The 13,981-nt window shown below is 40.7% G+C and carries 8 protein-coding genes, 2 tRNA genes and 2 rRNA genes; 2 read left to right on the plus strand and 10 right to left on the minus strand.

Features of this window, described 5'->3' with window-relative positions:
• Positions 1-73: 73 nt before the first annotated feature.
• From C7J88_RS03970 to bcp, 7 genes are all read right to left on the minus strand, one after another.
• Positions 74-2,998, minus strand: a 23S ribosomal RNA gene (locus tag C7J88_RS03970).
• Between the two features lie 266 nt (positions 2,999-3,264).
• Positions 3,265-3,340, minus strand: a tRNA-Ala gene (locus C7J88_RS03975).
• A gap of 18 nt (positions 3,341-3,358) precedes the next feature.
• Positions 3,359-3,435: transfer RNA gene (locus tag C7J88_RS03980), tRNA-Ile, on the minus strand.
• A 105-nt stretch (positions 3,436-3,540) separates the two neighbouring features.
• Positions 3,541-5,091, minus strand: a 16S ribosomal RNA gene (locus C7J88_RS03985).
• Together the 16S and 23S rRNA genes with 2 tRNA genes alongside form the textbook arrangement of a ribosomal RNA operon.
• Before the next feature lie 642 nt (positions 5,092-5,733).
• Positions 5,734-6,204, minus strand: coding sequence for a peroxide-responsive transcriptional repressor PerR (perR, locus tag C7J88_RS03990; RefSeq protein WP_095117357.1), 471 nt, complete (start codon positions 6,202-6,204; stop codon positions 5,734-5,736).
• Positions 6,205-6,288: 84 nt separating this feature from the next.
• The gene (locus C7J88_RS03995; RefSeq protein ID WP_095117358.1) at positions 6,289-7,239 is read right to left on the minus strand and encodes a phosphoglycerate dehydrogenase; all 951 of its coding nucleotides are present in this window, start codon (positions 7,237-7,239) and stop codon (positions 6,289-6,291) included.
• Positions 7,240-7,243: 4 nt separating this feature from the next.
• Complete coding sequence (gene bcp, locus C7J88_RS04000; RefSeq protein ID WP_095117359.1) at positions 7,244-7,702, minus strand: thioredoxin-dependent thiol peroxidase; 459 nt, start codon at positions 7,700-7,702, stop codon at positions 7,244-7,246.
• An 82-nt stretch (positions 7,703-7,784) separates the two neighbouring features.
• Between bcp and C7J88_RS04005 the strand changes: the two genes are divergently transcribed.
• Entirely contained in the window at positions 7,785-9,071 is a 1,287-nt protein-coding gene (locus tag C7J88_RS04005) for a glutamate-1-semialdehyde 2,1-aminomutase (protein ID WP_095117360.1), read from the plus strand.
• 138 nt (positions 9,072-9,209) lie between these two features.
• Positions 9,210-10,304: an FUSC family protein gene (locus C7J88_RS04010; protein WP_095117361.1), complete on the plus strand. Its 1,095-nt coding sequence runs from the start codon at positions 9,210-9,212 to the stop codon at positions 10,302-10,304.
• Positions 10,305-10,344: 40 nt separating this feature from the next.
• Here the strand turns inward: C7J88_RS04010 and C7J88_RS04015 are convergent, their stop codons facing one another.
• The 3 genes from C7J88_RS04015 to mutY form a co-directional block, all read right to left on the minus strand.
• A complete protein-coding gene (locus tag C7J88_RS04015; protein WP_095117362.1) occupies positions 10,345-12,081 on the minus strand; it encodes an ABC transporter ATP-binding protein in 1,737 nt (578 codons plus the stop codon).
• Between the two features lie 162 nt (positions 12,082-12,243).
• On the minus strand, positions 12,244-12,786 hold the full coding sequence (ntdP, locus tag C7J88_RS04020) for a nucleoside tri-diphosphate phosphatase (RefSeq protein WP_095117363.1): 543 nt from the start codon (positions 12,784-12,786) through the stop codon (positions 12,244-12,246).
• An 80-nt stretch (positions 12,787-12,866) separates the two neighbouring features.
• On the minus strand, positions 12,867-13,910 hold the full coding sequence (mutY, locus tag C7J88_RS04025; protein WP_095117364.1) for an A/G-specific adenine glycosylase: 1,044 nt from the start codon (positions 13,908-13,910) through the stop codon (positions 12,867-12,869).
• Between the last annotated feature and the right edge of the window lie 71 nt (positions 13,911-13,981).

Here is a 13,981-nt window from a genome sequence, read left to right on the forward strand (position 1 = left end):
AAATTTGAATGTTATACATTCAAAACTAGATAGTAAGTATATCAGTTACACAAACAAAACCTTGTGAAAAAATTTGATTAAGTCTTCGATCGATTAGTATTCGTCAGCTCCACGTATCACTACGCTTCCACCTCGAACCTATTAACCTCATCATCTTTGAGGGATCTTATAACCGAAGTTGGGAAATCTCATCTCGAGGGGGGCTTCATGCTTAGATGCTTTCAGCACTTATCCCGTCCATACATAGCTACCCAGCTATGCCGCTGGCGCGACAACTGGTACACCAGAGGTATGTCCATCCCGGTCCTCTCGTACTAAGGACAGCGCCTCTCAAATTTCCTACGCCCACGACGGATAGGGACCGAACTGTCTCACGACGTTCTGAACCCAGCTCGCGTACCGCTTTAATGGGCGAACAGCCCAACCCTTGGGACCGACTACAGCCCCAGGATGCGATGAGCCGACATCGAGGTGCCAAACCTCCCCGTCGATGTGAACTCTTGGGGGAGATAAGCCTGTTATCCCCGGGGTAGCTTTTATCCGTTGAGCGATGGCCCTTCCATGCGGAACCACCGGATCACTAAGTCCGTCTTTCGACCCTGCTCGACTTGTAGGTCTCGCAGTCAAGCTCCCTTATGCCTTTACACTCTTTGAATGATTTCCAACCATTCTGAGGGAACCTTTGAGCGCCTCCGTTACTCTTTAGGAGGCGACCGCCCCAGTCAAACTGCCCGCCTGACACTGTCTCCCAGCACGCTAAGTGCTGCGGGTTAGAAATCCAATACAATTAGGGTAGTATCCCACCAATGCCTCCACGTAAGCTAGCGCTCACGCTTCTATGGCTCCTACCTATCCTGTACAAACTGTACCGAATTTCAATATCAGGCTACAGTAAAGCTCCACGGGGTCTTTCCGTCCTGTCGCGGGTAACCGGCATCTTCACCGGTACTATGATTTCACCGAGTCTCTCGTTGAGACAGTGCCCAAATCGTTACGCCTTTCGTGCGGGTCGGAACTTACCCGACAAGGAATTTCGCTACCTTAGGACCGTTATAGTTACGGCCGCCGTTTACTGGGGCTTCGATTCGTAGCTTCGCAGAAGCTAACCACTCCTCTTAACCTTCCAGCACCGGGCAGGCGTCAGCCCCTATACGTCACCTTACGGTTTAGCAGAGACCTGTGTTTTTGATAAACAGTCGCTTGGGCCTATTCACTGCGGCTCTTCAGAGCGTGAACCCTAAAGAGCACCCCTTCTCCCGAAGTTACGGGGTCATTTTGCCGAGTTCCTTAACGAGAGTTCGCTCGCTCACCTTAGAATTCTCATCTTGACTACCTGTGTCGGTTTGCGGTACGGGCACCTATTTTCTAGCTAGAGGCTTTTCTCGGCAGTGTGAAATCAACGACTCGAAGAAACTTGTTTCTTCTCCCCATCACAGCTCAATCTTTACGAGTGCCGGATTTGCCTAACACTCAATCTCACTGCTTAGACGTGCACTCCAACAGCACGCTTCGCCTATCCTACTGCGTCCCCCCATCGCTTAAAACGAATTTAGGTGGTACAGGAATATCAACCTGTTATCCATCGCCTACGCCTTTCGGCCTCAGCTTAGGACCCGACTAACCCAGAGCGGACGAGCCTTCCTCTGGAAACCTTAGTCAATCGGTGGACGGGATTCTCACCCGTCTTTCGCTACTCACACCGGCATTCTCACTTCTAAGCGCTCCACATGTCCTTGCGATCATGCTTCAACGCCCTTAGAACGCTCTCCTACCATTGTCCTACGGACAATCCACAGCTTCGGTAATATGTTTAGCCCCGGTACATTTTCGGCGCAGTGTCACTCGACTAGTGAGCTATTACGCACTCTTTAAATGATGGCTGCTTCTAAGCCAACATCCTAGTTGTCTGGGCAACGCCACATCCTTTTCCACTTAACATATATTTTGGGACCTTAGCTGGTGGTCTGGGCTGTTTCCCTTTCGAATATGGACCTTATCACCCACATTCTGACTCCCAAGTTAAATTATTTGGCATTCGGAGTTTGTCTGAATTCGGTAACCCGAGAGGGGCCCCTCGTCCAAACAGTGCTCTACCTCCAATAATCATCACTTGAGGCTAGCCCTAAAGCTATTTCGGAGAGAACCAGCTATCTCCAAGTTCGATTGGAATTTCTCCGCTACCCTCAGTTCATCCGCTCACTTTTCAACGTAAGTCGGTTCGGTCCTCCATTCAGTGTTACCTGAACTTCAACCTGACCAAGGGTAGATCACCTGGTTTCGGGTCTACGACCAAATACTCATTCGCCCTATTCAGACTCGCTTTCGCTACGGCTCCACATTTTCTGCTTAACCTTGCATCAGATCGTAACTCGCCGGTTCATTCTACAAAAGGCACGCCATCACCCATTAACGGGCTCTGACTACTTGTAAGCACACGGTTTCAAGTTCTCTTTCACTCCCCTTCCGGGGTACTTTTCACCTTTCCCTCACGGTACTGGTTCACTATCGGTCACTAGAGAGTATTTAGCCTTAGGAGATGGTCCTCCCAGATTCCGACGGAATTTCACGTGCTCCGCCGTACTCAGGATCCACTCAAGAGAGGTCACGTTTTCGACTACAGGATTATTACCTTCTATGATTAACCTTTCCAGGTTATTCGTCTAACATGTCCTTTTGTAACTCCGTATAGAGTGTCCTACAACCCCAACAAGCAAGCTTGTTGGTTTGGGCTCTTCCCGTTTCGCTCGCCGCTACTCAGGGAATCGATTTTTCTTTCTCTTCCTCCGGGTACTAAGATGTTTCAGTTCTCCGGGTCTGCCTTCTTACATGCTATGTATTCACATGTAGATAACACGACATAACTCGTGCTGGGTTTCCCCATTCGGAAATCTCTGGATCACAGCTTACTTACAGCTCCCCAAAGCATATCGTCGTTAGTAACGTCCTTCTTCGGCTTCTAGTGCCAAGGTATTCACCGTGCGCCCTTAATAACTTAATCTACTTTTGATTGCCAATCGCTCGCATTCTGCTTCATCATTTCACAATCGCTCGATTACTTACACATAGTAAGCGCACTCGCTCTTGTTCATGATTTATAGACTGACAAGCGTTTTCAATTCAAAACTGTGTTATTAATTATGTGAGTCGTCATTTGACGACTAGCGATAATTTTTTAGTTTCAAGCTTTCGCTATTCACTCGGTTTTTGCTTGGTAAAATCATTTATACTTACTTATCTAGTTTTCAATGTACAAATTAATTCAAATGGTGGAGACTAGCGGAATCGAACCGCTGACCTCCTGCGTGCAAAGCAGGCGCTCTCCCAGCTGAGCTAAGCCCCCATAATATTAACTTTCAAATGGTGGGCCTAAGTGGACTCGAACCACCGACCTCACGCTTATCAGGCGTGCGCTCTAACCAGCTGAGCTATAGGCCCATTTGAAATATTGAATCCTCAAATAATGAGCATTCAAAACTGAATACAATATGTCACGTTAATTCGCTTATCACCTAAAGGTGATATTCCGTATATTATCCTTAGAAAGGAGGTGATCCAGCCGCACCTTCCGATACGGCTACCTTGTTACGACTTCACCCCAATCATTTGTCCCACCTTCGACGGCTAGCTCCAAATGGTTACTCCACCGGCTTCGGGTGTTACAAACTCTCGTGGTGTGACGGGCGGTGTGTACAAGACCCGGGAACGTATTCACCGTAGCATGCTGATCTACGATTACTAGCGATTCCAGCTTCATGTAGTCGAGTTGCAGACTACAATCCGAACTGAGAACATCTTTATGGGATTTGCTTGACCTCGCGGTTTCGCTGCCCTTTGTAATGTCCATTGTAGCACGTGTGTAGCCCAAATCATAAGGGGCATGATGATTTGACGTCATCCCCACCTTCCTCCGGTTTGTCACCGGCAGTCAACTTAGAGTGCCCAACTTAATGATGGCAACTAAGCTCAAGGGTTGCGCTCGTTGCGGGACTTAACCCAACATCTCACGACACGAGCTGACGACAACCATGCACCACCTGTCACTTTGTCCTCCGAAGAGGAAAACACTATCTCTAGTGCGGTCAAAGGATGTCAAGATTTGGTAAGGTTCTTCGCGTTGCTTCGAATTAAACCACATGCTCCACCGCTTGTGCGGGTCCCCGTCAATTCCTTTGAGTTTCAGTCTTGCGACCGTACTCCCCAGGCGGAGTGCTTAATGCGTTAGCTGCAGCACTAAGGGGCGGAAACCCCCTAACACTTAGCACTCATCGTTTACGGCGTGGACTACCAGGGTATCTAATCCTGTTTGATCCCCACGCTTTCGCACATCAGCGTCAGTTGCAGACCAGAAAGCCGCCTTCGCCACTGGTGTTCCTCCATATCTCTGCGCATTTCACCGCTACACATGGAATTCCACTTTCCTCTTCTGCACTCAAGTTTTCCAGTTTCCAATGACCCTCCACGGTTGAGCCGTGGGCTTTCACATCAGACTTAAAAAACCGCCTACGCGCGCTTTACGCCCAATAATTCCGGATAACGCTTGCCACCTACGTATTACCGCGGCTGCTGGCACGTAGTTAGCCGTGGCTTTCTGATTAGGTACCGTCAAGACGTGCACAGTTACTTACACGTTTGTTCTTCCCTAATAACAGAGCTTTACGATCCGAAGACCTTCATCACTCACGCGGCGTTGCTCCGTCAGGCTTTCGCCCATTGCGGAAGATTCCCTACTGCTGCCTCCCGTAGGAGTCTGGACCGTGTCTCAGTTCCAGTGTGGCCGATCACCCTCTCAGGTCGGCTACGTATCGTCGCCTTGGTAAGCCGTTACCTTACCAACTAGCTAATACGGCGCGGGTCCATCTATAAGTGACAGCAAAACCGTCTTTCACTATTGAACCATGCGGTTCAATATGTTATCCGGCATTAGCTCCGGTTTCCCGAAGTTATTCCAGTCTTATAGGTAGGTTACCCACGTGTTACTCACCCGTCCGCCGCTAACGTCAGAGGTGCAAGCACCTCGTCTGTTCGCTCGACTTGCATGTATTAGGCACGCCGCCAGCGTTCATCCTGAGCCAGGATCAAACTCTCCATAAAAGAAGTAAGCTTGATATAGCTCGTTTGATTGTTTAAGTCAATCACTCTTGAAAGTACTACTCTGAGCACTCAAATTATCGGAATTAACGTTGACATATTGTCATTCAGTTTTCAATGTTCATTTTTGCTGTTACGATTAATAATTATACTTAAAAGTTTTCGTTGTGTCAACTACTTTTTTAAGTTTTTTTCGCATCAACTTTTGATGTTTTGTTGAAGTGTTTCGCTCTTTTCAACAATATCCATCTTATATTCTACCGAAGAATTATTCAAGTGTTAATTTTACACTTCGTTTATTTAATTTAAAAAGTGTTTTAATTAACTTTTTAAAGTGAATTCTTTCGACGACTGCTATATCTTATCAAGCTATAAATAAAACGTCAATAATAATATCGAGATTTTTTATAATAAAATTACTATACTGAAGAAATGAAACACCTTTAGGGTTAATTTGATAAAAAAACATGCATTGAATCTTATTTACTGATCATATTTGAAGCGTATTGCTAATTGTATCTTTATCAAACTCTCTCATAAACTACACATCTTAATTTTTCAATATCCAACTTATTATACTTACTGAATAAAAAAGTCACTTCTTTCTATAAGTAATACTTTAAAAGAAGTGACATCTATTTTAGTTTAAGATTTGTTTTCTTCTGACTGTTGGCAAGACTCACAAATACCATAAATCTCCATACGATGATGTGAAACATTGAAGTTCGTCACGTGTTGTGCCAACTGTTCAACTTCACTCAATAATGGATAATGAAAGTCAACAATTTTACCGCACTTTTCACAAATCACATGATAGTGATTATGCGTATCAAAATCGAAGCGACTTGATGCATCTCCATATGTAAGTTCTTTGACAATCCCTATTTTTTTGAAGACTTTTAAGTTATTGTATATCGTTGCAACACTAATATTAGGAAAATCAGGTGATAAAGATTGATAAATCTCGTCAGCAGTTGGGTGTGTATCAACCTTAATCAGAAACTTAAGAATCGCTTGTCGCTGTGGTGTGATACGAACACCTGCTTTTCTTAATGAAGCAATTGATTCTTCCAATTGATGTTCATGTTGGTGTTGTGTTTCCAATTCTGCATGCATATTTTTCACCTTTCTTTCCAAATAAGAATAATTATTACTTAACAATAATATACGTCTTTTTCTAATGTAATGTCAATGGAAATACTAATATCCCTTATTTAAGTCAACTTCATTCTCAATTAGTTTTGTCTCATTGAGAAAAACGGAAAGATTACGTTTAAATATATTTGTTGCTTTTATTTTATTACTTGCCCCATTTCCCGTTATATGACTTGTTAATACAACATTGTCTAGAGTATACAGCGGTGAATCTGGTTTGAGTGGTTCTTCTTCAAAAACATCCAGATATGCCGCACGAATATATTTCTTTTCTAAAACATGTACCAAAGTTTCTGTACTTACCACAGATCCTCTACCTAAATTAATAAAAAGGGCATCATCTTTCATTGCTTCAAAATCTGTAACTTCTAAAAGACCCTGTGTATATTTCGTTTCAGGCAGGACGTTTACAACTATATCTGCTTGCTTCAAAACTGTCTTTCTTTCGTCGATGGCGTATGTTTCATCAAAGTTTTCAACTGAATGTCCCGAAGTATTGAGCCCAATTGTCTTCATACCAAAAACTTTCGCAATTTGTGCTGCACGTTGTGGAATGACACCCGTTCCGAGAAATAAAATAGTTGTATCTTCTAACGTATTGCCTATTCTTTTATGGTTATATATTTTTTGTTTTTGCTCACTATATGCTGTTTTTAATTGCTTGTAGTCATCCAATATAAAAGCAAATAACCACTCACTTAGTTGCTGCGCATGGACGCCTTTACCATTTGTCAGTAAAATATTTCGTTCTTGCAGTTTTTTTAACGGCAAGCTATTGATACCTGTTGCGTACCATGCAATCCATTTAAGGTTTGGTGCTGCATCAATGAACGCTCCATCGACTGCACCATGATATGAAATCAAAACATCCATTTCTTTTTGTATTTCTAAAGGCAATTCACCCGGATATTTATAAAATTGGAATGTAACGTCAGGAAATTGTTCTCGTAATGCTAGTTCTTCATCCCCTAAACGCATTAAGCTCACAACTAACATTTCTTTATCCCTCCAATATGTCTTTTAACTGTGCTATCTGTTCTTTGACTTTAACCTTTTCAATAACTTCTATAATAGTTCCTGCTTCATCTAATACAAATGTCGTTCTTACGATACCCATCGATTCTTTGCCGAATGATTTTTTTAATTGATAAACGCCGACCGCTTCTGATAATTGATATTCTTCATCAACTAATAAATCAAAATTCAATTCATGCTTATTAATAAAATTTTGATGTTTGCGTTGTGAATCTCCACTGACTCCATATACTTCTACGTTTAAGTCATTAAAGTAAGCTAGATTATCTCTAAAATCACATGCTTCTGTCGTGCATGTTGGTGTGTTGTCTCTTGGATAGAAATACACAATTGCTTTCTTACCTTTCAATGTCTCATTTGATACGTCTTCTCCGTCTTGGTTCTTTAATGTAAACTCTGGAAATGGCATCCCTTTTTGTAACATAAACATCCCTCTCTCTTATTTTAGTTACAATTATGATACGATAATAAGGAAAAAGATTAAATAGAAAGAGGTTGAAGTAAAGATGAACTTTACTAAAAGTGAACAACTGCAACAACAATCTAACGAATATATTCTAGGTGGTGTGAACTCCCCTTCTAGATCGTATAAAGCAGTGGGTGGGGGTGCACCGGTTGTTATGAAATCGGCAAAAGGTGCTTATTTTTATGATGTTGATGGCAATCAATATATCGACTACCTTCAAGCATATGGCCCGATTATTACTGGACACGCACACCCACATATTACAAAAGCAATTCAAGAACAAGCTGCTCTTGGTGTTTTATATGGTACGCCAACAGAATTAGAAATTGAATTTGCTAAGAAATTACGTGAAGCCATTCCTTCACTTGAAAAAATGCGTTTCGTCAACTCTGGTACAGAAGCTGTGATGACAACGATTCGTGTCGCACGTGCTTACACAGGAAGAGATAAAATTATCAAGTTTGCCGGTTGCTATCACGGTCATTCAGACTTAGTATTAGTTGCGGCAGGTAGTGGCCCTTCTCAGTTAGGTTCTCCTGACTCTGCAGGTGTTCCACAAAGTGTTGCGCAAGAAGTCATCACAGTACCATTCAATGATATTGATGCATTCAAAGAAGCGATGGCACACTGGGGAGATCAAGTCGCAGGTGTTTTAGTTGAACCGATTGTTGGTAACTTTGGTATGGTAGAACCACAACCCGGCTTTTTAGAACAAGTTAATGAAGTGACACATGAACATGGTGGTCTTGTTATTTACGATGAAGTCATTACAGCGTTCCGTTTCCACTACGGTGCAGCACAAGACTTATTAGGTGTTTATCCTGACTTAACAGCATTTGGTAAAATCGTCGGCGGCGGCTTGCCAATCGGTGGCTATGGTGGCCGACAAGATATTATGGAACAAGTGGCGCCACTGGGACCTGCTTATCAAGCCGGAACAATGGCTGGTAATCCTCTCTCAATGAAAGCAGGTATCGGTTTACTAGAAGTTCTAGAACAACCAGGTGTTTATGAAGAGCTCGACCGCTTAGGTGAAAAGTTAGAAAAAGGGCTACAAGCTTCTATCGATAAATATCAAGTTAAAGCGACAATTAACCGTGTAAAAGGTGCCTTAACAGTCTACTTCACAGATGAAAAAGTGACACACTATGAACAAGCAGATCAATCTGATGGTGAAGTTTTTGCGAAGTTTTTCAAGTTAATGTTAAAACAAGGTATTAACTTAGCACCTTCAAAATATGAAGCTTGGTTCTTAACAACAGAACATACAGAAGAAGATATCGATAAGACACTTGCTGCTGCGGATTACGCCTTCCAACAATTATAAAATCATTGTAATAGCGCATATCATTGATTTGTTCTTCAACAAAATGATTGACAGTTGTTAAAATATGCTTATACCATATATAAAACACAATCTGCATATTAAATAACAAAGGGAATATGATTAAAGGAGCGCTATTATTTGAAATTAGGAGCAAGAATTTTAAAAACAGGTATTGCGATTATACTAGCAGTTGCAGTTGCTTCACTGTTACCAACCGAAGCAGGTATGGTGACTGTTGCAGGTATTGCAGCTGTCGTCGCAATGCAACCCAGTGTGTATCGAACCTTTAAAACGATTATTGATCAATTTCAAGGGAATATTATCGGGGCATTATTAGCCGTAGTAATGGTTACTGTATTTGGTAACAATATGCTCATCATGGGTGCAACCGTGATTCTGCTAATCGCCCTACTATACAAATTAAACATTGCACATGTTGCAACATTAGCAACCGTAACCGCATTGATTATTATGGGGCAACATGATGGTTCGTTTTACGTTTCTGCATTTTATCGTTTTACTTTGGTAATGATTGGTGTTGTTAGTTCTTTCATCGTCAACTTGACTTTCCTACCACCCAAGTTTGAAACGAAAATTTACTATAACTCATTGCACATTACGACGGATATTTTTAAATGGTTCAAGCTTGTACTCAATGATGCCACAGAGTTTAATCATGTAAAAACAGATCTTGAAGTATTAAGACAACGTATTGTGAACTTAGAACAGTTGCTTGAATATTACAAAGAAGAGCGACCATTTACGAAAAAACAGCGCTATGCCCTTATTAGAAAAAAGATTTTGTTCAAAGAAATGGTACTTTCCACACGTGATGCTTATGATGTATTGAAACGAATGAATCGTTATCAAAATGATATGACACATTTAAGTGATACATTACGATTACAAATGAAGTTAGAAATTGATGAATTGACACAATTTCACGAGCAGATTTTAATTAGTATTACGAAGAAAGCGAAGTTCAACATTCCTGAAACGACGGAAAAAATTCCAAATCCTCTCAAACGAGAACTCATGGATGCTTTTCAAGATGAAGTGACGCAACACCCTGATCAGCAGGGCTATTCATATCGCAATATTATTCATGTGATTTCTGCTTTAGAAGAATATCGTTACAACTTAGAACATTTAAACCGTTTAAGTATTAGTTACTTTAAGTATCATGCCAATGATCCGGAAATTGATATTTTAGAAGAAGATTTCGATTTATAAAACAAAACCGTCCACTACACCAGTTGTGGACGGTTTTGTTTTATAAATTTTGAATATTGTAGAGTCGTTGATAGGCACCTTGACGTTGCATAAGTTCTTCATGTGAACCACTTTCAACAATTTGACCATTTTCAATAACAACAATGCGATCAGCATGTGTAATCGTTGAGAGTCGATGCGCCACAATTAATGTTGTACGATCGTGGCTCAGTGTTTCAAGTGCATCTTGGATAATGGCTTCACTTTCAAGGTCTAGCGCACTTGTGGCTTCATCCAATATTAAGATTGGTGGATCGTTCAAGAATATACGTGCAATTGATAGACGTTGTTTTTGGCCACCTGATAACTTCACACCACGTTCACCGACTTCGGTGTCATATCCGTTCGGTAAAGTCATAATGAAGTCGTGAGCATTTGCCATTTTAGCAGCTGCTACCACTTCTTCAAAAGTAGCATCAGGACGTCCAAGTATAATATTTTCTTTGACAGTGTCGGAGAATAAAATATTGTCTTGTTGTACCATACCAATTTGACGTCTCAAGCTTCCCGTTTCAAAGTCCTGAATCGGATGACCATCAATTGTAATATCACCTGAAGTCACATCATAAAAACGTGGAATCAAAGTGATTAAGGTTGACTTACCTCCCCCGCTCATTCCTACAAATGCGACCGTTTCACCGTGTTGAATATCTAGATTGATGTTTTTAAGTACCTCGCGTTCGTCTTCATTGTAGCGGAAAGAAATATTATGAATGCCAATATTACCACGTTCAATTTTATAAGGTTGTGCATTCGGTAGGTTTTTAATATCGTACGGTTCATCAAATAGTTGAAATACACGATCCATCGATGCAAAACTTTGTGTCAACGTTGTAAAAGAAGAGACAAGTCGACGTAGTGGGCCATACAATTGTTCAAGATAACTTACGAAGGCCGCCAATGTTCCGACTGTAACATCACCTGAAATGGCAAGATACGCTCCATAACCAATCACGATAAGCGGTCCAATGTCAGTGACTGTGTTAATCGCTGAAAATGAATATGCATTCCAACGTGTATGACGAAAGGCTTTATTTAAAAAGTTTGTATTCCGTTTATCAAAATTTTTCGCTTCATTGTCTTCAATTGCAAAACTTTTAATAACCGCCATACCGTTGACACGTTCATGTAAAAACCCTTGTGTTTCAGCTAATTTTTGAGAACGTTGACGTGTTAATTCTCGCAAACGACCAAAAAAGAAATACACGGTTAGTATATAAAATGGTAGGACAATGATTGCTGCAAATGTTAGCTTTACATCTAAGAAAAACATGACTGACAAAGCGATGATAATCGTAATACAGTCAAGCCAAATATTCATAAGTCCTGTCAATATGAAATCTTTTGTTTGTTCCACATCATTGATTACACGGGAAATAACTTCCCCCGCTTTGTTATTTGCATAAAAACGAGAGCTTAGCGCTTGTAAATGATCGTAAAGTTTTTTACGAATGTCATATAGTATTTTATTACTTGTCCATTGCGCCATGTACTGACGTAAAAACTCAATTGGTGGTCGTACGATGACAAAAATAAATGCCGCAATCCCCATTGCGATCATCAGTTGTGTGTATTTGTCAGAAATGCTCAATGCACCATTATTAATCACATCATCAATCACATATTTAATCAATAACGGAATCAACAATGGGATGCCAAATTTGAGTATACCTACAATAATGGTACCGAAGATGAGCCATTTGTAAGGTTTTACAAACTCAAGATAGCGTCTAATCATGTGGTTCCCTCCATATTCAATTTAAATTAGATTTATCATAAAATATTGAATTAAATCAAATCGTTTTCTAATATTTACAAAATGTATATAAGACACAAATCGATGGGGGTAAGGAAGCATGTACCCATTGAGATACATTTTCAACCCTTACGCCCCATTCAGTTATCTCTTATTTATTTTTTGAAATCGATTGCGCCATACTTTGATAAAATCCGGTGCGAATGGCCCCTTCTTATGTTCAATCCATTGTTGGAGAATATCAACATTCGCACGTAAAATGGTATCAATCTCTTTCGAATAGTTCATTTGTTTCATATGCTGCTCATATTCATCTTCATCAAGCAAATGATACTTACCGTTCGGATATACCTTTATATCTAAATCATAATCAATATATTTCAACCCTTCTTCATCACAGACAAAGGGTGACGACAGATTACAGTAATAGTAAATACCATCTTCACGAAACATACAAATAACGTTGAACCAGTACTCTGAGTGGAAGTACACGATGGCTGGTTCACGTGTTACCCATGTACGACCGTCACTTTCCGTAACAAGTGTGTGGTCATTGCCGCCAATCACAACATCTTCCGTTCCTTTAAGGATGGTTGTTTCAGACCATACACGATGAATACTACCATCATGTTTGTAGGATTGGATTTTTATTGCTGTCCCCTCTTTAGGAATCCGTGCTTTTACCACTTGTTACACCACCTTTTTATCATGTTATTACGATTTCATAAATGCTTCATTATTATAGCATATAACATTCAATGACTTAATTAATCCGCTTGCTGCATCGCTTTGAATATTTTAGTCATTGGAACAGGAAAAGTGTATTGTTTTTTGTCAGAACAAGGAATCCAATGACGAAACGGATTGCCACCGATATGATGGTCAGTCACTTTTGCACGATAGACGGCAATATCCCATGTTCTATGCGTAAATTGATGCTTTAAATGAAAGCTTGGTTCTTCATCAATTAAAATGTGATGATCAAATTCTTGTTCAATATCTGCATGTGATGTTTCAACTGGATACATTGGAAACTGCCACATACCTCGAAGCAAGCTTTGATCTCGTTGTTCTAACAACATATTCCCCGCTTCATCTTCAACATATAATACCTGTAATCGATGCAACGTTTTCTTTTGTTTCTTCGTCTTAATCGGTCTCTCTAAAACTGTCCCTTTTTCAAATGCTTCACAATGTTCTTGTACAGGACAAAACATACATAGCGGTGATGTCGGCGTACAAATCAAAGCGCCAAGTTCCATCATGGCTTGATTGAACGTCCCCGATTGTGACTGTACATATGGGAGTAAGTCTTGCTCATACGACTTTCTAGTCTTTTGAAGTGCGGTATCTTGTGTATCATCGTTTAATCGTGACCATACACGAAAGACGTTGCCATCGACTGTTGCTAACGGTAAATCAAACGCAATACTCATCACCGCAGCCTGCGTATATGGCCCAACACCTTTCAATGCAAGAAATGCTTCTGGATCGTCTGGTACAACACCATTGTGTTTTTCAACCACTTCTTTCACAGCTGTATGAAAATTGCGCGCACGACTATAATAACCAAGCCCTTCCCAGCGCTTTAGCACGTCATCTTCATCTGCACGTGCCAGTGATTCTATTGTAGGAAAGTCTGAAATAAATCTTTCATAATAACTTCTCACTGTATTTACTTGTGTCTGTTGCAACATCACTTCACTGATCCAGATGTAGTAAGGATTAGTTGTTTCACGCCAAGGCATTTGACGTTGATGTTGATCAAACCAAGTAATCAATGTTTCTTTAAATGACGGTTCTGAATACATAAATTGCTCCTTTGTATACGTTAAATAGTTTAGTTCCTATAAAATATCCCTTATAATTAAATTAAGAATGA

The organism is Staphylococcus muscae (assembly GCF_003019275.1).
GTDB classification, from domain to species: Bacteria; Bacillota; Bacilli; order Staphylococcales; family Staphylococcaceae; genus Staphylococcus; species Staphylococcus muscae.

Excerpts from the sequence above, each read along its gene's own strand:
- C7J88_RS03995 (WP_095117358.1), bottom strand. The coding sequence starts at position 7,239 with ATGTTAGTTGTGAGCTTAATGCGTTTAGGGGATGAAGAACTAGCATTA.
- C7J88_RS04015 (WP_095117362.1), bottom strand. The coding sequence starts at position 12,081 with ATGATTAGACGCTATCTTGAGTTTGTAAAACCTTACAAATGGCTCATC.
- bcp (WP_095117359.1), bottom strand. The coding sequence starts at position 7,702 with ATGTTACAAAAAGGGATGCCATTTCCAGAGTTTACATTAAAGAACCAA.
- perR (WP_095117357.1), bottom strand. The coding sequence starts at position 6,204 with ATGCATGCAGAATTGGAAACACAACACCAACATGAACATCAATTGGAA.
- mutY (WP_095117364.1), bottom strand. The coding sequence starts at position 13,910 with ATGTATTCAGAACCGTCATTTAAAGAAACATTGATTACTTGGTTTGAT.
- C7J88_RS04005 (WP_095117360.1), top strand. The coding sequence starts at position 7,785 with ATGAACTTTACTAAAAGTGAACAACTGCAACAACAATCTAACGAATAT.